The sequence below is a fragment of the Pseudomonas sp. JR33AA genome (genome assembly GCF_021378985.1).
GTDB classification, from domain to species: domain Bacteria; phylum Pseudomonadota; class Gammaproteobacteria; order Pseudomonadales; family Pseudomonadaceae; genus Aquipseudomonas; species Aquipseudomonas alloputida.
The window spans coordinates 194,278-213,236 of record NZ_JAJSAW010000005.1; the positions used below are offsets into that span (position 1 = coordinate 194,278).

Below are 18,959 nucleotides of genomic sequence, written 5' to 3' on the forward strand. Positions count from 1 at the left end.
CACCTTGAGCACTGCCGGCAAATCGATCCTGATGGTCGACGACGACCAGGAAATCCGTGAACTGCTGCAAACCTACCTGAGCCGCTCCGGCTTTCAGGTACATGCCGAGGCTGACGGCAAAGGCTTTCGCCACGCGCTGGAAACCACGCCCTGCGACTTGGTCATTCTTGACGTCATGTTGCCCGACGAAGACGGCTTCAGCTTGTGCCGCTGGGTGCGCCAGCACCCACGCCAGGCGCGCGTACCTATCATCATGCTCACCGCCAGCTCCGACGAGGCCGACCGGGTCATCGGCCTGGAGCTTGGCGCTGACGACTATCTGGGCAAGCCGTTCAGCCCCCGCGAACTGCAAGCGCGAATCAAGGCTTTGTTGCGCCGCACCGAGTTCAGCCAGACGGCGCCGGGCAGCGCCGTGCTGGCCTTCGACGAGTGGCGCCTGGACACGGTCAGCCACCGCCTGTTCCACCGTGATGGAGAGGAGGTGATCCTCTCCGGCGCTGACTTTGCCCTGCTCAAACTGTTCCTCGATCACCCGCAGCAAATCCTCGACCGCGACACCATCGGCAACGCCACCCGTGGCCGCGAACCGATGCCGCTGGACCGGATCGTCGACATGGCGGTCAGCCGTCTGCGCCAGCGCCTGCGCGACACCGACAAACCCCCTAGGCTGATCCGCACGGTGCGTGGCAGTGGCTACCTGTTGGCGGCGCATGTCTGCTGTGCGCCCTGAGCGGCGCTGGCGCCTGCTGCCGCGCTCTTTGCTGGGGCGCATGCTGCTGTTGACCTTGCTGGTTGTCCTGCTGGCCCAGGGGTTGTCCAGCATTATCTGGGTTTCCCAGCTGCGCGCCAGCCAGCTTCAGGGGCTGCGTGCCAGCGCCAGCAGCCTGGCCCACTCCATGAGTGCCAGCGTCAGTTACTTCCGCTCGCTGCCGGTGGCCTACCGGCCGCTGGTGCTCGACCAATTGCGCAGCATGGGCGGCACGCGTTTCTTCGTGTCGCTCAACGCCACGCCGCTGGACATGCAGGCACTGCCCGTCACCCCTCGCAAGCAGGCGGTGATCGATGTGTTCCAGCAGGTGCTGCACGAGCGCCTGGGTTCGCAGATGGAAATATCCGTGGAGTTTGTCGGGCCTGACGACCTGCGCATCTTCAACAGCGGCCTCAAACTCGACGAACTGCCGCGCTCATGGGCGCATTACTCGCTGACCCTGGAACCGCTGAAACCCCCGGTACTGGTCACGCAGATCCGCCTGGGCGAGGGCGAATGGTTGTACATCGCCTCACTGTTGCCCGAACCGTACACGGGGCTGGAAGCCGAGCGCCTGCCGCGCCAGCAGATCGGCTTCATCGTGCTGACCACGGCCTTGCTGTTGCTGTTCATCGGCTTGCTGGTGCATTGGCAAAGCTGGCCACTGAAGCGCCTGGCGCGGGCCGCCCGAGAGATGTCGCTGGGTGCCGATGTGGCGCCAGTGGCTGAAGCTGGCGGCAGTGAAGTGGTCGAGGTGAGCCGGGCATTCAACAGCATGCGCGAGCGTATCAGTCGTTACCTGACCGAACGCAGCCAGCTGTTCAGCGCCATTTCCCACGACCTGCGCACACCGATCACTCGCCTGCGCCTGCGCGTCGAACTGCTGGAAGACGAGCGATTGCAGGCCAAGTTCAGCCAGGACCTCGACGAGCTGGAGTTGCTGGTCAAAGGTGCCTTGCAGTGCGTAAAGGACACTGACATCCACGAAAACATCGAGCCGGTCGACCTTAACCAGGTGCTGGAGATTCTGGCCGAGCCTTACCTGGGCGATGGTCGTATCACCGTCGAAGGCCAGGCACTGGCGCCTTACCCAGGCAAGCCGCTGGCATTGCGCCGCTGCATCGGCAACCTGATCGACAACGCCATCAAGTACGGCGAACGGGCGCGGCTACGCATCATCGACGGGGCAGAGGGCTTTGTGCTGCAGGTGGATGACGAAGGGCCCGGGGTGCCGCAACAGCAGCTGGAACAGGTGTTCGAGCCGCATTTCCGTCTGGCCGGGCAGCAGCAGGGGTATGGGCTGGGGTTAGGCATTGCGCGCAACATCGCCCATAGCCATGGGGGTGAGGTGAGCTTGCTGAACCTGCGTGAGGGCGGGCTGCGGGTGACCCTGTATCTGCCGCGGGGGCTGGATTGAGATTTTGGGGTGCCTGTGCGGGCCTCTTCGCGGGTGAACCCGCTCCTACAGGTACGGCGGCAACCTGACACGTTGGGCTGTCCCTGAAATGTCACTGGTCAGTGACATTTCCGTCGTCCTTCGTGACCTCCGCCATGCCCCCACTGGCTAGAATTCGCAGACGACTGGCAAGGATCAAGCTGGCCCATGACCCCCCTCAACCTGTCCGCTCACAGCTGGCTCAATGCCCCGGCCCACACCGCCTGGCGCCTGGCCGAAGCACAGCGCCTGCTGGCCTTTGCCAAGGCCGCGAAACTACCCGACGGTTTCGGCAATCTGGATGCCAATGGGCAACTCGCCCCCGGTGCCCGTGCCGAAACCATGAACAGCGCCCGCATGACCCATTGCTTCGCCTTGGCCCATCTGCAGGGCATCCCCGGGAGCCTGGCCTATGCCGAGCACGGTGTGGCAGCGTTGCGCGGTGCCATGCAGGATGCCACCCACGGCGGCTGGTTCGCCCACCCCGGCGGCCTCGACGGTAGCGGCAAGGCGGCGTACCGGCATGCCTTCGTCGCCCTGGCCGCCAGCTCGGCCGTGGTGGCGGGCGCTGTCGATGCCGCCACGTTGTTGGCAGATGCAATCCAGGTGATCGACGCGCATTTCTGGAGCGAAGACGAAGGTGCCCTGCAGGAAACCTTCTCCCGCGCCTGGCAGCTCCCTGAGCCGTACCGGGGCGCCAACAGCAACATGCACGCGACCGAGGCCTTCCTGGCCCTGGCAGATGCCACCGGCAACAGCCTGTGGCTGCAACGCGCCCTGCGCATTGCCGAACGCATCATCCGTACCCATGCCGCCGCCAATGGTTATCGGGTGATCGAACATTTCGATGCCCATTGGCAGCCGCTGCCGGATTACAACCGCGAACACCCCGCCGACCACTTCCGGCCTTATGGCACCACTCCCGGGCATGCCCTGGAGTGGGCCCGCTTGCTGTTGCATCTGGAGGCCGCTCTGGAGCAGGCCGGTCTGCATGCGCCGCAATGGCTGCAAGCGTGTGCCCGCGCATTGTTCGACACCGCCTGCCAACAGGCTTGGGGCGTCGATGGCGAACCGGGTTTCGTCTACACCCTGGACTGGGCTGATCGCCCGGTGGTGCATGCACGGCTGCACTGGGTGCACGCCGAGGCTTGCGCCGCTGCGGCGGCCCTGTTGCAACGCACCGGCGAGGCGCATTACGAACAGTGGTACCGACGCTGCTGGGGCTTTATTGCCAATCATTTCATCGACACCGTCGGCGGCAGCTGGCACCACGAACTCGATGCGCACAACCGGCCGGCCGGCACCCTGTGGCCGGGCAAGCCCGACCTCTATCACGCCTACCAGGCGCTGCTGCTGCCAGGTTTGCCTCTGGCGCCCAGCCTGGCCAGCAACCTGGCCGGCAATGTAACCAAACGATGACATTCACGCATCGCTTCGTTACCTGACGAGGCGGGCGCGCTGTTTAGACTTCATGCAACGCAAGCGATCGACTTGCACGGCATAACAACAAGAAAGGTGCTTCGATGAATTCCACGCTACGTTTCGCTGCCGCAATTTCCTTTGCCTCGTTAATCCCCTTGGGTGCCCAGGCTGCTGACGCCAAAGGCAGCGTCGAAGTGGTGCACTGGTGGACCTCCGGTGGTGAAAAAGCTGCGGTCGATGTGCTCAAGGCGCAGGTCGAGAAAGACGGCTTCACCTGGAAGGACGGCGCTGTTGCCGGTGGTGGTGGTGCCACGGCCATGACCGTGCTGAAAAGCCGCGCCGTCGCAGGCAACCCGCCGGGTGTCGCGCAGATCAAAGGCCCCGACATCCAGGACTGGGCGGCCACCGGCTTGCTCGACGCCCATGTGCTCAAGGATGTGGCCAAGGACGAAAAGTGGGACTCGCTGCTCGACAAGAAAGTGGCCGACACCGTGAAGTTCGACGGTAACTACGTTGCCGTACCGGTGAATATCCACCGCATCAACTGGCTGTGGATCAACCCCGAGGTGTTCAAAAAAGCCGGCATCGACAAGGCGCCCACCACCCTCGACGAATTCTACGCCGCCGCCGACAAGCTCAAGGCGGCTGGCTTCATCCCGTTGGCTCATGGTGGCCAGCCGTGGCAGGACAGCACCGTGTTCGAGAGCGTGGTGCTGGCGGTGATGGGCGCCGACGGCTACAAGAAAGCCATGGTCGACCTCGACAGCGCAACGCTGACCGGGCCGCAGATGGTCAAGGCGCTGACCGAGCTGAAGAAGGTCGCCACCTACATGGACCCGGACGGCAAGGGCCAGGACTGGAACCTGGAAGCCGCCAAGGTCATCAACGGCAAGGCCGGCATGCAGATCATGGGCGACTGGGCCAAGAGCGAATGGACCCTGGCAAAGAAAACCGCCGGCAAGGATTACCAGTGCGTGCCGTTCCCCGGTACTGACAAGGCCTTCCTGTACAACATCGACTCGCTGGTAGTGTTCAAACAGAACAACGCCGGCACCTCTGCCGGGCAGCAGGACATCGCGCGCAAGGTGCTGGGGGAGGACTTCCAGAAGGTCTTCAGCATCAACAAAGGGTCGATCCCGGTGCGTAACGACATGCTCGCCGACATGGGCAGGCACGGTTTCGATGCCTGCGCGCAAACCTCCGCCAAGGACTTCCTTGCTGATGCCAAGACCGGCGGCTTGCAGCCGAGCATGGCGCACAACATGGCCACCACCCTGGCTGTGCAGGGTGCGTTCTTCGATGTGGTGACCAACTACATCAACGACCCCAAGGCCGACCCGGCCGATGCGGCGAAGAAGCTGGCGGCGGCTATCAAGGCTGCCCAGTAACGGCTGTTCGCGGGCACGCCCGCGCCCACATGGGCCCTGCTCACCACAGTTCCTGGTCATGACGCCGGGCCTGTGGGAGCGGGCTTGCCCGCGAAGCGGTGCGTAGCACCGCCACTACCTCGGGATCCAATACATGACCACGACCACCGCCCAACTGCGGGCCTCACCCCTGGACGCGCTTCAGCGCTGGCTGCCCAAGCTGGTGCTGGCCCCGAGCATGTTCATCGTCCTGGTGGGCTTCTACGGCTACATCCTCTGGACCTTCGTGCTGTCCTTCACCACCTCGACCTTCCTGCCCACCTACAAATGGGCGGGCCTTGCGCAATACGCCCGTCTGTTCGACAACGACCGCTGGTGGGTGGCGAGCAAGAACCTGCTGCTGTTCGGCGGCCTGTTCATTGCCATCAGCCTGGCCATCGGTGTGTTGCTGGCGGTGCTGCTGGACCAGCGCATCCGTCGTGAGGGCTTCATCCGCACCATTTACCTGTACCCCATGGCGTTGTCGATGATCGTCACCGGCACCGCCTGGAAGTGGCTGCTCAATCCCGGCATGGGCCTGGACAAGCTGCTGCGCGACTGGGGCTGGGAGGGTTTTCGCCTGGACTGGCTGATCGACCCTGACCGGGTCGTGTACTGCCTGGTGATTGCGGCCGTGTGGCAGGCTTCGGGCTTCATCATGGCGATGTTCCTTGCTGGCCTGCGTGGCGTTGACCCGTCGATCATCCGTGCTGCGCAGATGGATGGCGCCAGTCTGCCGCGTATCTACTGGACCGTGGTGCTGCCCAGCCTGCGCCCGGTGTTCTTCAGTGCACTGATGATCCTCTCGCACATTGCCATCAAGAGCTTCGACCTGGTGGCGGCAATGACGGCTGGGGGCCCGGGTTACTCGTCCGACCTGCCGGCAATGTTCATGTACTCGTTCACCTTCAGCCGCGGCCAGATGGGCATGGGCTCGGCCAGTGCCATCCTCATGCTCGGGGCAATCCTGGCGATCCTCGTGCCTTACCTGTACTCGGAGCTGCGGAGCAAACGCCATGCATAGTCCTGTCGACAAGCCGGTGCTCAGCCTCAGCCGTATGGCCATCCATGCCGTGTTGCTGATTGCCGTGCTGCTGTATCTGGTGCCGCTGGTGGTGATGCTGCTGACCAGCTTCAAGACCCCCGAAGACATCAGCACCGGCAACCTGCTGAGCTGGCCTGCAGTGATTACCGGCATAGGCTGGGTCAAGGCCTGGGGAGCGGTCAGCGGTTACTTCTGGAACTCGATCATGATCACCGTGCCAGCGGTGCTGATCTCCACCGCTATTGGCGCACTGAACGGCTATGTGCTGTCGATGTGGCGCTTCCGAGGTTCGCAGCTGTTCTTCGGCCTGCTGCTGTTCGGCTGTTTCCTGCCGTTCCAGACCGTGCTGCTACCGGCCTCGTTCACCCTCGGCAAGCTTGGCCTGGCCAGCACCACCAGCGGCCTGGTGCTGGTGCATGTGGTCTACGGCCTGGCCTTCACCACGCTGTTCTTCCGCAACTTCTACGTGAGCATCCCCGACGCGCTGGTCAAGGCCGCCCGGTTGGACGGTGCCGGGTTCTTCACCATCTTCCGCCGCATCATCCTGCCGATGTCCACGCCGATCATCATGGTCTGCCTGATCTGGCAGTTCACCCAGATCTGGAACGACTTCCTGTTCGGCGTGGTGTTCTCCAGCGGCGATTCGCAACCGATTACCGTCGCCCTGAACAACCTGGTCAATACCAGCACCGGGGCCAAGGAATACAACGTCGACATGGCGGCAGCAATGATCGCTGGCCTGCCAACCCTGCTGGTCTACGTGGTGGCAGGCAAATATTTCGTGCGCGGGCTGACGGCCGGCGCGGTCAAGGGGTAAGCCATGGCAACGCTCGAACTTCGCAATGTGAACAAGACTTACGGCAGCGGTCTGCCGGACACCCTCAAGGACATCCAGCTGTCGATCCAGGACGGCGAGTTCCTGATCCTGGTGGGGCCGTCGGGCTGCGGCAAGTCGACCCTGATGAACTGCATCGCCGGCCTGGAGCAGATCACCGGCGGCGCCATCCTCATCGACGAGCAGGACGTCAGTGGCATGAGCCCCAAGGACCGCGACATCGCCATGGTGTTCCAGTCCTATGCGCTGTACCCCACCATGAGCGTGCGCGAGAACATCGAGTTCGGCCTGAAGATCCGCAAGCTGCCCCAGGCCGCCATCGACGAGGAAGTGGCGCGTGTGGCCAAGTTGCTGCAGATCGAACACTTGCTGGCGCGCAAGCCGGCCCAGCTGTCCGGCGGCCAGCAGCAGCGTGTGGCCATGGGCCGGGCGCTGGCGCGGCGACCCAAGATCTACCTGTTCGATGAACCCCTGTCCAACCTCGACGCCAAGCTGCGGGTCGAGATGCGCACCGAAATGAAGTTGATGCACCAGCGCCTGAAGACCACCACGGTGTACGTCACCCATGACCAGATCGAGGCCATGACCCTGGGCGACAAGGTGGCGGTGATGAAGGACGGCATCATCCAGCAGTTCGGCACCCCGCAGCAGATCTACAACGACCCTGCCAACCAGTTCGTGGCCAGCTTCATCGGTTCGCCGCCAATGAACTTCATTCCGGTGCGTCTGGCCAGGCAGGATGGCCGCTTGCTGGCGCTGCTCGACAGCGGCCAGGCGCGCTGCGAGCTGCCCTTGGGGATGGCTGCTGACGCGCTTGAGGGGCGCGAGATCATCCTCGGCATCCGCCCTGAGCAGATCGCCCTGGGCGCGGCTGACGGCAATGGTTTGCCGGCTATCCGCGCCGAGGTGCAGGTTACAGAACCCACCGGGCCGGACCTGCTGGTGTTCGTCACGCTCAACCAGACCAAGGTGTGCTGCCGCCTGGCGCCAGATGTGGCGTGCCGGGTGGGCGACACCCTCAACCTGCAATTTGACCCGGCCCGGGTGCTGCTGTTCGACGCCGCCAATGGCGAGCGCCTGCACCTGGCCAGCACTGGCGCAACTGCAAAGGACAACGTGGCTCACTTCAAAGGCCGTTGACTCGTCTACACCATCAATAAGAAAAAGAGGACGCAAAGGGATGGAACAGCGCAAACGTATCAAGACACTGGGATCGCTGGCCTTGCTTGCAATTGTAGGCAGCAGTGGTACACAGGCTGCCGAGGCCTTTTCCAGCGAATCCAAATGGATGACCGGCGACTGGGGCGGCACCCGGACCGAGCTGCTGGACAAGGGGTACGACTTCACCCTCGATTATGTGGGCGAGGTGGCCGGCAACCTGCATGGCGGCTACAACGACGACAAGACGGCGCGCTACAGCGACCAGTTCGCCCTCGGCGCGCATCTGGACTTGCAGAAGATACTTGGCTGGCATGATGCCGAGTTCAAGCTGGCGATCACCGAGCGAAGCGGTCGCAACCTATCCAACGACCGCATCAGCGACCCGCGCGCCGGGCAGTTCAGCTCGGTGCAGGAGGTGTGGGGCCGTGGCCAGACCTGGCGCCTGACCCAGATGTGGATCAAGCAGAAGTACTTCGACGGCGCGCTGGACGTGAAATTTGGCCGTTTCGGCGAGGGGGAGGACTTCAACAGCTTCCCTTGCGACTTCCAGAACCTGGCCTTCTGCGGCTCGCAGGTGGGCAACTGGGTGGGCGGTATCTGGTACAACTGGCCGGTCAGCCAGTGGGCGCTACGGGTGAAGTACAACATCACCCCGGAGTTCTTCGTGCAGGTAGGCGCCTTCGAGCAGAACCCCTCCAACCTGGAAACCGGCAACGGCTTCAAGCTCAGCGGCAGTGGCACCAAGGGGGCGATCTTGCCGGTGGAAGCGGTGTGGTCGCCCAAGGTCAATGGCCTGCCGGGCGAGTACCGCCTGGGTTACTACTACAGCACGGCCAAGGCTGACGATGTGTACGACGACGTCAACGGCAACCCGCAGGCGCTGACAGGTGAAGCCTTCAAGTCGCACTCCAGCAAGCACGGATGGTGGGTGGTGGCGCAGCAGCAGGTCACTGCCCACGGCGGCGATGTCAACCGGGGGCTCAGCCTGTTCGCCAACTTCACCGTGCACGACAAGGCCACCAACGTGGTCGACAACTACCAGCAGGTAGGGCTGGTCTACAAAGGCGCTTTCGACGCTCGGCCCAAGGATGACATCGGCTTCGGCGTGGCACGAATTCATGTGAATGACGACGTGAAGAAGCGCGCCGAACTGCTCAACGCGCAGAGCGGCATCAACGATTACGACAACCCTGGTTTCGTACCGCTGCAGCGTACCGAATACAACGCAGAGCTCTACTACGGCTTCCACGTTACCAACTGGCTGACGGTGAGGCCCAACCTGCAGTACATCAAGAGCCCTGGCGGGGTGGACGAGGTGGATAACGCGCTGGTCGCCGGCTTGAAGATTCAGTCGTCATTCTGAGGCAACTTGTTGTAAATTTACGCCAATCCATTTCGGTTCCCGGCACCCACTGGTCTGCAGTGGGTGTTGGGGATAGGCCGAGACAGCGCTATCTCAAACAACAAGAGCTCTGAACCATGCCCGAACATCCGCTCCATCGCTTCTTCTCCTCGCAGCGGCCCCGGCCGACATTCGAGTGGGAGCGTTATCAGCAGCGCGATGTCCTGATCATCGATCACCCCCGTTGCCAGGCGGTGTTCAGCCGCCAGGGCGCGCAGTTGCTGCACTTTCAGCCAGCGGGGGAACGGCCGTGGTTGTGGTGCGCCGAACAGTGGCCGCAGGTGGGGGCGATCCGGGGTGGTGTGCCGGTGTGTTGGCCCTGGTATGGCCGTCATCCCAGCGAAGACCTGTGGCCGGCCCACGGTTGGGCGCGGCTGCTGGACTGGAAGCTGGTGGACAGCCGTGAGGACGAGGAGGGCGTGACCCTGAAATGGCGGCTGGACCTGTGCGACTGGCAGGTCGACCTGCATGCCCGGCTGGGTAGCCGCATGGAACTGAGCCTGAGCACCGAGCACCAGGACAGTGAACCCTGCCAGTTGAGCCATGCGCTGCTGGCGTACTGGCGCATCAGTGACGTGTCCGAGATAGCGCTGTCTGGGCTGGAAGATATTGAGGGCTACGACCGCCTCAACCGCCAGGCTTGCCGTGAGGATGGCGCGCTGAAGCTTAGGGGCGGCTGCCAGAAGGTCTACCCCGGTACGCCACGGGTGCAATTGCAGGACCCGGCCTGGCAGCGCGAGCTGTGCATCGATACCGGTGACAGCGACGACACCGTGGTCTGGCACCCTGGCAATCGCCCACTGATGGGGGTGACTGGCCGCGAGTCGCAGCGTTTTGTCTGCGTCGAGGCGACCAGTGGCAGTGGCGAAGGCCTGAGCCTGGCGCCTGGGCAGCGTGCGCACCTGCGTTTGCAGGCGCACCGGCTCAGTTGAGTTCGTCGTCCTCGATCGGGTAGCGGCTGGCGTTGAGGCTTTCCTTGATCTTGCGCAGGTGGGGCTGGAAGTCCACGCCGCGGCGCAGGGTCATGCCGGTGGCCAGTACATCCAGCACGGTCAGCTGGATGATCCGCGAGGTCATCGGCATGTAGATGTCGGTATCTTCCGGCAGCGGAATGTGCAGGCTCAGGCTGCAGGCATTGGCCAGTGGCGAGCCTGCGGCGGTCAGGCCCAGCACCGAAGCGCCGTTTTCTCGTGCCAGGCGCGCCACGTCGACCAGTTCGCGGGTGCGCCCGGTGTAGGAAATGATCACGAACAGATCGCCGGTGTGGGCGACCGAGGCCAGCATGCGCTGCATCAGCACGTCGGCGTGGGCCGACACGGCCAGGTTGAAGCGGAAGAACTTGTGCTGCGCATCCAGGGCCACCGGCGCCGAGGCACCAAGGCCGAAGAAGTGGATCTGCCGGGCCTGGATCATCATGTCCACGGCGCGGCTGACCTGCTGCGGGTCCAGTTGCTGGCAGGCGCTGTCAAGCGAGGCGATGGCGCTGGCGAAGATCTTCTGGGTGTAGGCGGCCGGGTCATCGTCGGCCTCTACCGCGCGGCTGACATACGCGGCACCACTGGCCAGGCTCTGCGCCAGTTGCAGCTTGAGCTCGGGGTAGCCGCTGACGCCGAACGAGCGGCAAAAGCGGTTGACGGTCGGTTCGCTGACCTTGGCTGCCTGGGCCAGCGCTGCAATGCTGAAACGGGTGGCTTGTTGCGGGTTGAGCAGGATGACTTCGGCGACTTTGCGTTCGGCCTTGTTCAGCTCGTCGAGGCGGCCCTGGATCTGTTCCAGGAGGTTTCGCACGCGGTCCATGGGTGTGTCCTTGGGTCGGGAAGACAGCCGGCTGTGGGAGCAGCAGGCTTTTTGCACGGTCGTCTATCGTACTGTCGGTGCGGTTGGCGTACCACTTGTCTGTAACACTTGTGTTTAATGTTGTGGTTTTTACTACATTTTCCCTTGAAAACCGTGTGTGAAAGCGGTATTCCTAGACCAACTTTAGGAAAGAACCAACATCATGGCTGCAATCAGTGTCGAACCTTGCACCTTTGCCCTGTTTGGCGCCCTCGGCGACCTGGCATTGCGCAAGCTGTTTCCTGCGCTCTACCAGCTCGACCGGGCCAACCTGTTGCACCCGGACACCCGCCTGCTGGCCCTCGCCCGTGAGGTCGGCAGTGCGCAGGAGCACCTGGACAGCATCGAAGCCCACCTGCGTCGGCACGTGCCCGAGGCGGATATCGAGCCTGCTGCGCTAGGGCGCTTCCTCGCCCGCCTGAATTACCAGCACCTGGACTTCCTTCAGCCCGAGGGTTATCAGGCCCTGGCCGAGCAACTGCCGGGCGAGCTGCCGCTGATCGCCTACTTCGCCACGGCGGCGGCGGTGTATGGGGCCATCTGCGAAAACCTCGACAAGGTTGGGCTGGCTACGCGCACCCGGGTAGTGCTGGAGAAACCGATTGGCCACGACCTGGAGTCGTCGCGCCGGGTCAACGATGCCGTGGCGCGGTTCTTCCCTGAAAGCCGGGTCTACCGCATCGACCACTACCTGGGCAAAGAGACGGTGCAGAACCTGATTGCCCTGCGCTTCGCCAATAGCCTGTTCGAAACCCAGTGGAACCAGAATTCCATCTCCCATGTGGAGATTACCGTCGCGGAAAAGGTCGGTATCGAGGGCCGTTGGGGTTATTTCGACAAGGCCGGCCAACTGCGCGACATGATCCAGAACCACCTGCTGCAGTTGCTGTGCCTGATCGCCATGGACCCGCCCAGCGAACTGTCCGCCGATGCCATCCGCGACGAGAAGGTAAAAGTGCTCAAGGCCCTGGCACCGATCACGGGTGACGGCCTGAGCACCAGCGTGGTGCGCGGCCAGTACATTGCCGGTTACAGCGAAGGCAAGCCGGTGCCTGGTTACCTGGAAGAAGAGAACGCCAACGCCCAGAGCGACACCGAAACCTTCGTCGCCCTGCGCGCCGACATCCGTAACTGGCGCTGGTCGGGTGTGCCGTTCTACCTGCGAACCGGCAAGCGCATGCCGCAAAAACTGTCGCAGATCGTCATTCACTTCAAGGAAACGCCGCACTACATCTTCGCCCCGGAACAGCGTTTGCAGATCGGTAACAAGCTGATCATCCGCCTGCAACCGGACGAAGGCATTTCTTTACGGGTGATGACCAAGGAGCAAGGCCTGGACAAGGGCATGCAACTGCGCAGTGGCCCATTGCAGCTGAATTTTTCCGATGCCTGGCGCAGTGCACGAATTCCGGATGCCTACGAACGGCTGTTGCTCGAAGTGATGCGTGGCAACCAGAACCTGTTCGTGCGCAAGGACGAAATCGAGTATGCCTGGAAGTGGTGCGACCAGTTGATCGCCGGCTGGCGCAATGCGGGCGACGCGCCCAAGCCATACGCGGCGGGCTCCTGGGGGCCGATGAGCTCGATTGCACTGATCACACGCGACGGGAGGGCGTGGTATGGGGATATCTGAACTGAAACTGCCAGCGGCCGTGAAGGCGCATGAACTGGCGGATGCCAAGGCACTGTCCGTGTCCTTGGCTCATGATGTGGCTGAGCGCCTGCGTGCCGCGATTGCCGCCAAGGGGCATGCCTGCCTGGTGTTGTCTGGCGGTCGCAGCCCGGTGCCGTTCCTGGATAAGCTGGCCAGCGAGCACCTGGACTGGGCCAAGGTCACCGTCAGTCTCGCCGATGAGCGCTGGGTGCCGGTGGAGCACGCCGACAGCAATGCCGGCCTGCTGGCCCGCCATCTGTTGAAGGGCGCAGCGGCCAAGGCCCGTTTCGTTGGCCTGTACCAGCAGGCGGAGAACCTTGACGCAGCTGCGCTCAAAGCTGACCAGGCGTTGGCTGACCTACCGCCAATCGACGTGCTGGTGCTGGGCATGGGCGACGATGGCCATACCGCCTCGCTGTTCCCCGCCAGCCCCAACCTGGAAGCAGGCCTGGACCCGGCCGGCCCACGCCGCTGCCTGCCATTGTTGGCACCGAGCGTGCCGCACCAGCGCCTGTCGATGACCCGTTCGCTGCTGGCCAGCGCGGCCTTCATCGCGCTGTCTGTGCAAGGCCAGAGCAAACTGGCTACCCTGCGCGCCGCGCTGGCGGGTAACGACCTTACTGAAATGCCGATTCGCGCTTTTCTTCACGACCCCCTGGACATCTACTGGTGCCCATGAGCCAAGGATCCACAGTCATGACCACCCTTGAACGCCCACAGCCCAAGCTCTCGATGGCTGATAAAGCCGCGCGGATCGACGCCATTTGCAAAAAGGCGCGCATCCTGCCGGTAATCACCATTGCTCGTGAGGAAGACATCCTGCCGCTGGCTGATGCCCTGGCCGCTGGCGGCATCCGTACCCTGGAGGTGACCCTGCGCTCACAGCATGGCCTCAAGGCCATCCAGGTGCTGCGTGACCAGCGCCCGGAGCTGTGTATCGGCGCCGGTACCGTGCTCGACCGCAGCATGTTTGCGGCGGTTGAAGCTGCGGGCGCGCAGTTCGTCGTTACCCCTGGCATTACCCAGGACATTCTCGAAGCTGGCGTGGACAGTGAAATCCCGCTGTTGCCTGGCATCAGTACGCCCTCCGAAATCATGATGGGCTATGCCCTGGGCTACCGCCGGTTCAAGTTGTTCCCGGCGGAAATCAGCGGCGGCGTAGCAGCGATCAAGGCCTTTGGTGGTCCGTTCGGCGATATTCGTTTTTGTCCTACCGGTGGTGTAAACCCGGCCAACGTGCGCAACTACATGGCGCTGCCAAACGTGATGTGCGTGGGGGGAACCTGGATGCTCGACAGCAGCTGGATCAAGAACGGTGACTGGGCGCGGATCGAAGCGTGCAGCGCGGAGGCGATGGCGCTGCTGGACGCCAACTGAATTTGTTGTGTGCTTTACGGCTTGTGGGGCGCTTGGTCGGCGCCCCTTTTTTTGCCTGGGGTATTTCCAGTGGTTGTGTTGGCCCTTTCGCGGGTAAACCCGCTCCTACACCTGATCGGTGGTGGACACACACATTGGTGATTGGGCGCAGGCCGTTGTAGGAGCGGGTTTATCCGCGAAAGGGCCAGCCCAGGCCAACAAAAAAAGCCCGCATCAAACGATGCGGGCTTTCTCATACCTCATTCCAGGCTTCAGGCTGCTTTGGCTTCCTGCTGGCTCAGCGAGCGGTTCAGCGCACTGAACAGGGCCTTGAAGCTGGCCGTGGTGATATTCTCATCGATACCCACGCCATGTACCGGGCGGCCGCCAGCCACGCGCAGTTCGATGTAGGCTGCTGCCTTGGCGTTGGTACCGGCACCAATGGCGTGCTCGTTGTAGTCCATGATTTCTACCGAGATCGGCAGGCCGGCCACCAAGGCTTCCAGGGCGCCGTTGCCCTTGCCGCGCCAGTGCAGGGTGGTTTCGCCTTCACCGGCAACTTCCACTTCCACGGCGCTGTGGCCGTTCTCTTCCTGCAGGCGATGGCTGACCAGTGCATATGGCGCGTTGGCCTGGAGGTATTCCTTGTGCAGCAGGCTGTAGATCTGCTGGGCGGTCATTTCCAGGCCCAGGCGGTCAGTCTCACCCTGCACCACCTGGCTGAATTCGATCTGCATGCGGCGCGGCAGGCTGATGCCATATTCCTGCTCGAGCAGGTAGGTGATACCGCCTTTGCCCGACTGGCTGTTGACGCGGATTACCGCTTCGTAGCTGCGACCGATGTCGGCCGGGTCGATCGGCAGGTAAGGCACCTCCCACAGTTCCCCTTCCTGCTGCTTGGCGAAGCCCTTACGGATGGCGTCCTGGTGCGAGCCGGAGAACGCGGTATGGACCAGGTCGCCCACATACGGGTGACGTGGGTGTACCGGCAACTGGTTGCACTCTTCGACCACCTTGCGCACGCCGTCGATGTCGGAGAAGTCCAGCAGCGGGTCGATGCCTTGGGTGTAGAGGTTCAGTGCCAGGGTCACCAGGTCGACGTTACCGGTACGCTCGCCGTTGCCGAACAGGCAGCCTTCGGCACGGTCGGCGCCGGCCATGAGGCCCAGTTCGGTGGCCGCGATGCCGGTGCCGCGGTCGTTGTGGCAGTGCAGGCTGATGATCACGCTGTCGCGGCGGCTGATGTTGCGGCAGAACCATTCGATCTGGTCGGCGTAGATGTTTGGCGTGGACACTTCCACGGTGGCCGGCAGGTTGAGGATGATCTTGTGCTCAGGGGTGGGGTTCCACACCTCGATGACCGCGTCGCAGACTTCCTTGGCGAACTCCATCTCGGTGGCGCTGAAGGTTTCTGGCGAGTACTGGAAGGTCCACTGGGTTTCCGGCTGCTGGGCGGCGTACTTGACGAACAGCTTGGCCGCGTTCACCGCGATGTCCTTCACGCCCTGCTTGTCCTGATTGAAGACGATACGGCGGAACGACGGGCTGGTCGCGTTGTACAGGTGGACGATGGCCTTCTTCGCGCCGCGCAGCGATTCGAAGGTGCGAGCAATCAGGTCTTCACGTGCCTGGGTGAGCACCTGGATAGTGGTGTCATCCGGAATATGGCCGTCCTGGATCAGGGTGCGCACGAAGTCGAAATCGGTTTGCGAGGCAGACGGGAACGACGCTTCGATCTCCTTCACGCCAACCTGCACCAAGGTCTTCCAGAAGCGCAGTTTCTTCTCCGAGTCCATCGGCTCTATCAGCGACTGGTTGCCGTCACGCAGGTCGGAGCTGCACCAGATAGGAGCCTGGGTGATGGTCTTCGACGGCCAGGTACGGTCAGGCAGGTCGATGGTCGGGAAAGCGCGGTATTTCTTCGAAGGGTCTTTGAGCATGGTCATGGAAGCAATCCTTTTGTGTGCGGCCGAGATCGGGCCTGCCGAGCGATAACGATATGAAGAGGCGAGGCGACGCGATTCAGCCTGGTAGTCGGGCGCTGACCAGGCAGAGGCTGCGATGTTGTCGGAGCAGGATGAGGGTGCTGAAGGTTTTCATGCCTTCAAACTTAACCAGTGGGGTGGGGGATGGCAAGCGTTCGGAAAAATTTGAGAGAAATGCTTAAAAAAAGCGATTAAGCGAGATTTTATGGCTTGTTTTGGCTGGGTGCTTCGTTGCTTTTGCGCGGTATTTTTCGATGGCGCAACACAATGGAACTATTGCCTGCAGTGCTGGCCCATTCGCGGGTAAACCCGCTCCTACAGGTACGCCGCCCCTTGTAGGCGCGGGTTTACCCGCCAATGGGCCGGCCCAGGCAGGGCAACGTTCAGGGCTGGAACGCCCCAATGAAAATCGCCGGGTCCACCCGCGCGTCGTTCAGGCTGACGTTCCAGTGCATGTGCGGCCCGGTAGCCCGCCCGGTCGAGCCCACGCGCCCGACCACCTCGCCACGACGCAGTTGCTGGCCGACCTGCACATCGATTTTCGACATGTGGCAGAACATGCTGATAAAGCCTTGCCCGTGGTCGACGAACACCGTGCGGCCGTTGAAGAAATAATCCCCCACCAGAATCACTTTGCCGTTGGCGGGTGTCTTGATCGGTGTGCCCGCCGGCACCGCAAAATCCAGCCCCGCATGCGGGTTGCGTTCTTCGCCGTTGAAGAAGCGGCGCACGCCGAACTTGCTCGACAGCGGGCCGTTGACCGGCTTGTCGAGCACCAGGTTGCTCGGCAGGTTCGGGCTGAAGCTGCGGTAGGCCTTGATCTGCTCGGCCAGCTCGCGGTCGATGCGCTTGAGGTCGGCCGGGTTTGGGTTGACCTGGCGCGTGTTCTTCAGGGTGATGCGCTGCTCAGGGTACTTCTTGCTGCCGACGCTGAAAGGTAGGGTGCGCCCGCCCTGGTTCAGCACTGCGGTGCCCGGCTTCTGGGTCAGCGGAATACCGACGATGGCCAGCCAGTTGTCCTGCTCCTTCACCACCAGCACCGGCTTGCCGTCAAAGCGGGCGGTGGGTGCGTTGGCGGCGGGGCCCAGGTCGACGACTGCCACACCGCCGGGTACGGGTTTGTTCAGTGTGCGGGTGATGTAGCTGGCCTGGGCACCGCCGGCCAGCAGCAGCAGGGAAAGGGCAAGCAGGGGCGCGAGCAGGCGGGGCATGTGTCAGTCCAGTAGTGAGAGGGTGACCGGGGTCAGGTGGTTGTCTTCGACCCGCACCAGCAGCTCGCCTTCGTTCAGGCGGGCGGTCAGGCGTTGGCCAGTGCGGGTCTGTTCGGCGCTGCGAATGGCCTGGCCTTGTTCGTCCAGCAAAATGCTGTATCCACGGGCCAGGGTGGCCAGCGGGCTGACCACCTGCAGGGTCTGCAGCTGGGCCTGGAACCGCTGGCGACGGTCCTTGAGCACCTCGCGCATGGCCCGTGGCAGGCGCTCGGCCAAGCTGTCCAGGCGCTGCTTCAGCAGTTTCAGGTTACGTCCCGGATGCTGCGCGGCCAGGCGGGCGTCCAGGCGTGCCAGGCGTTCGCGGCGCTGGTTGAGGTTGAGGTTGAACGCGCGGCGCAGGCGCATGTCCAGGTCGTCCAGGCGTTGAGCCTGCTGGCGCAAACGCTCGCCTGGGTGGCGCAGGCGCCGGGTAAGTGATTCCAGGCGCAGGCGGTCGTGGGTCAGGCGGTTCTGCATGCGCAGCAGCAGGCGCCGTTGCAGGCCATCCAGGCGTTGCCGAAGGCCGCTGTTGTCAGGGGCCAGCAGCTCGGCGGCAGCAGACGGGGTGGGCGCGCGCACGTCAGCCACGAAGTCGCTGATCGACACGTCGGTTTCATGGCCCACGGCGCTGACAATCGGCGTGACGCAGGCGGCCACGGCACGCGCCACGGCCTCCTCGTTGAAACACCACAGGTCTTCCAGCGAACCACCACCACGCGCCAGGATCAGCGCATCGAAGCCGAGGCTGTCGGCCAGGCGGATGGCGCGTACGATCTGCGCGATGGCTTCGCGGCCCTGTACCGCCGTAGGGATCAGGTTCAGCTCCACCTGCGGGGCACGGCGGCCGAACACACTGATGATGTCGCGGATCACCGCGCCAGTAGGCGAGGTGATGATGCCGATGCGCTGCGGGTGAGCCGGTAGCGGCTTTTTGCGTTCGGTGCTGAACAGCCCCTCGGCACCGAGCTTTTCCTTCAGGGCCTCGAAAGCCAGGCGCAGCGCGCCATCACCGGCAGGCTCGACGGTGTCGAGAATCAGTTGGTAGTCGCCGCGCCCCTCGAACAGCGAAACCTTGCCGCGCACCCGCACCGCCAGGCCATCGCGCAGCGCCTGGCGTACCCGCGTGGCGTTCTGCCGGAACAACGCGCAACGCACCTGGGCGCCGCTGTCCTTGAGGGTGAAGTACATATGGCCGGACGCCGGGCGGGCGAGGTTGGAGATTTCGCCTTCCACCCACACGCTGCGGAAAACGTCTTCCAGCAGCACGCGGGCGCGGCCGTTGAGTTGGCTGACGGTAAGGACCTCGCGGTCCAGCCCGAGTCGTTCGAAAGGGTCTTTGATCATGGCTGGCATCATAAATGACATCGGCCCCGGTTGTCTGTCTTGCCCCTACTGCCAGGCTTGACCCGATCATTGTGGGAGCG

16 protein-coding genes are annotated in these 18,959 nt (G+C 63.3%); 12 read left to right on the forward strand and 4 right to left on the reverse strand.

What is annotated here, in order from left to right:
- Window positions 1–4 precede the first annotated feature (4 nt).
- From gltR to LVS58_RS10900, 9 genes are all read left to right on the forward strand, one after another.
- A complete protein-coding gene (gene gltR / locus LVS58_RS10860) occupies window positions 5–730 on the forward strand; it encodes a two-component system response regulator GltR (RefSeq protein ID WP_233691063.1) in 726 nt (241 codons plus the stop codon).
- Window positions 711–2,165 (forward strand): ATP-binding protein, encoded by a 1,455-nt coding sequence (locus tag LVS58_RS10865; RefSeq protein ID WP_233691064.1) that lies wholly within the window; start codon window positions 711–713, stop codon window positions 2,163–2,165. The genes gltR and LVS58_RS10865 overlap by 20 nt, the downstream gene beginning before the upstream one ends.
- A 186-nt stretch (window positions 2,166–2,351) precedes the next feature.
- On the forward strand, window positions 2,352–3,602 hold the full coding sequence (locus tag LVS58_RS10870) for a D-mannose isomerase (protein ID WP_233691065.1): 1,251 nt from the start codon (window positions 2,352–2,354) through the stop codon (window positions 3,600–3,602).
- A 104-nt stretch (window positions 3,603–3,706) separates the two neighbouring features.
- A complete protein-coding gene (locus LVS58_RS10875) occupies window positions 3,707–4,993 on the forward strand; it encodes an ABC transporter substrate-binding protein (protein WP_233691066.1) in 1,287 nt (428 codons plus the stop codon).
- A gap of 133 nt (window positions 4,994–5,126) precedes the next feature.
- The gene (locus LVS58_RS10880) at window positions 5,127–6,035 is read left to right on the forward strand and encodes a carbohydrate ABC transporter permease (protein ID WP_003255050.1); all 909 of its coding nucleotides are present in this window, start codon (window positions 5,127–5,129) and stop codon (window positions 6,033–6,035) included.
- On the forward strand, window positions 6,028–6,873 hold the full coding sequence (locus LVS58_RS10885) for a carbohydrate ABC transporter permease (RefSeq protein ID WP_087534812.1): 846 nt from the start codon (window positions 6,028–6,030) through the stop codon (window positions 6,871–6,873). The genes LVS58_RS10880 and LVS58_RS10885 overlap by 8 nt, the downstream gene beginning before the upstream one ends.
- A gap of 3 nt (window positions 6,874–6,876) precedes the next feature.
- Window positions 6,877–8,031 (forward strand): ABC transporter ATP-binding protein, encoded by a 1,155-nt coding sequence (locus LVS58_RS10890; protein WP_233691067.1) that lies wholly within the window; start codon window positions 6,877–6,879, stop codon window positions 8,029–8,031.
- A 40-nt stretch (window positions 8,032–8,071) separates the two neighbouring features.
- Window positions 8,072–9,415: a carbohydrate porin gene (locus LVS58_RS10895; protein ID WP_233691068.1), complete on the forward strand. Its 1,344-nt coding sequence runs from the start codon at window positions 8,072–8,074 to the stop codon at window positions 9,413–9,415.
- Between the two features lie 116 nt (window positions 9,416–9,531).
- Window positions 9,532–10,386 carry a D-hexose-6-phosphate mutarotase gene (locus tag LVS58_RS10900; protein WP_233691069.1) on the forward strand — a complete coding sequence of 285 codons (855 nt, stop codon included), beginning with the start codon at window positions 9,532–9,534 and terminating at the stop codon, window positions 10,384–10,386.
- Here LVS58_RS10900 and hexR read toward each other — a convergent pair.
- Window positions 10,379–11,242, reverse strand: coding sequence for a DNA-binding transcriptional regulator HexR (gene hexR / locus LVS58_RS10905; RefSeq protein ID WP_172830949.1), 864 nt, complete (start codon window positions 11,240–11,242; stop codon window positions 10,379–10,381). The two genes, LVS58_RS10900 and hexR, sit on opposite strands and share 8 nt — an antisense overlap.
- 211 nt (window positions 11,243–11,453) lie before the next feature.
- On the opposite strand from hexR, the gene zwf reads away from it, so the two are divergent.
- The 3 genes from zwf to LVS58_RS10920 are packed head-to-tail and all read left to right on the forward strand — an operon-like array spanning window position 11,454 to window position 14,321.
- Complete coding sequence (gene zwf / locus LVS58_RS10910) at window positions 11,454–12,923, forward strand: glucose-6-phosphate dehydrogenase (RefSeq protein WP_233691070.1); 1,470 nt, start codon at window positions 11,454–11,456, stop codon at window positions 12,921–12,923.
- Window positions 12,910–13,623, forward strand: coding sequence for a 6-phosphogluconolactonase (gene pgl / locus LVS58_RS10915; RefSeq protein WP_233691071.1), 714 nt, complete (start codon window positions 12,910–12,912; stop codon window positions 13,621–13,623). Before zwf ends, pgl begins: the two co-directional genes overlap by 14 nt.
- A 17-nt stretch (window positions 13,624–13,640) precedes the next feature.
- Entirely contained in the window at window positions 13,641–14,321 is a 681-nt protein-coding gene (locus LVS58_RS10920) for a bifunctional 4-hydroxy-2-oxoglutarate aldolase/2-dehydro-3-deoxy-phosphogluconate aldolase (protein WP_233691072.1), read from the forward strand.
- Between the two features lie 251 nt (window positions 14,322–14,572).
- On the opposite strand, the gene leuA is transcribed toward LVS58_RS10920, so the two are convergent.
- The 3 genes from leuA to xseA form a co-directional block, all read right to left on the reverse strand.
- Window positions 14,573–16,246 carry a 2-isopropylmalate synthase gene (leuA, locus tag LVS58_RS10925; protein ID WP_233691073.1) on the reverse strand — a complete coding sequence of 558 codons (1,674 nt, stop codon included), beginning with the start codon at window positions 16,244–16,246 and terminating at the stop codon, window positions 14,573–14,575.
- 422 nt (window positions 16,247–16,668) lie between these two features.
- Complete coding sequence (locus LVS58_RS10930; RefSeq protein WP_233691074.1) at window positions 16,669–17,496, reverse strand: M23 family metallopeptidase; 828 nt, start codon at window positions 17,494–17,496, stop codon at window positions 16,669–16,671.
- Window positions 17,497–17,499: 3 nt separating this feature from the next.
- Window positions 17,500–18,879 (reverse strand): exodeoxyribonuclease VII large subunit, encoded by a 1,380-nt coding sequence (xseA, locus tag LVS58_RS10935; RefSeq protein ID WP_233691075.1) that lies wholly within the window; start codon window positions 18,877–18,879, stop codon window positions 17,500–17,502.
- Between the last annotated feature and the right edge of the window lie 80 nt (window positions 18,880–18,959).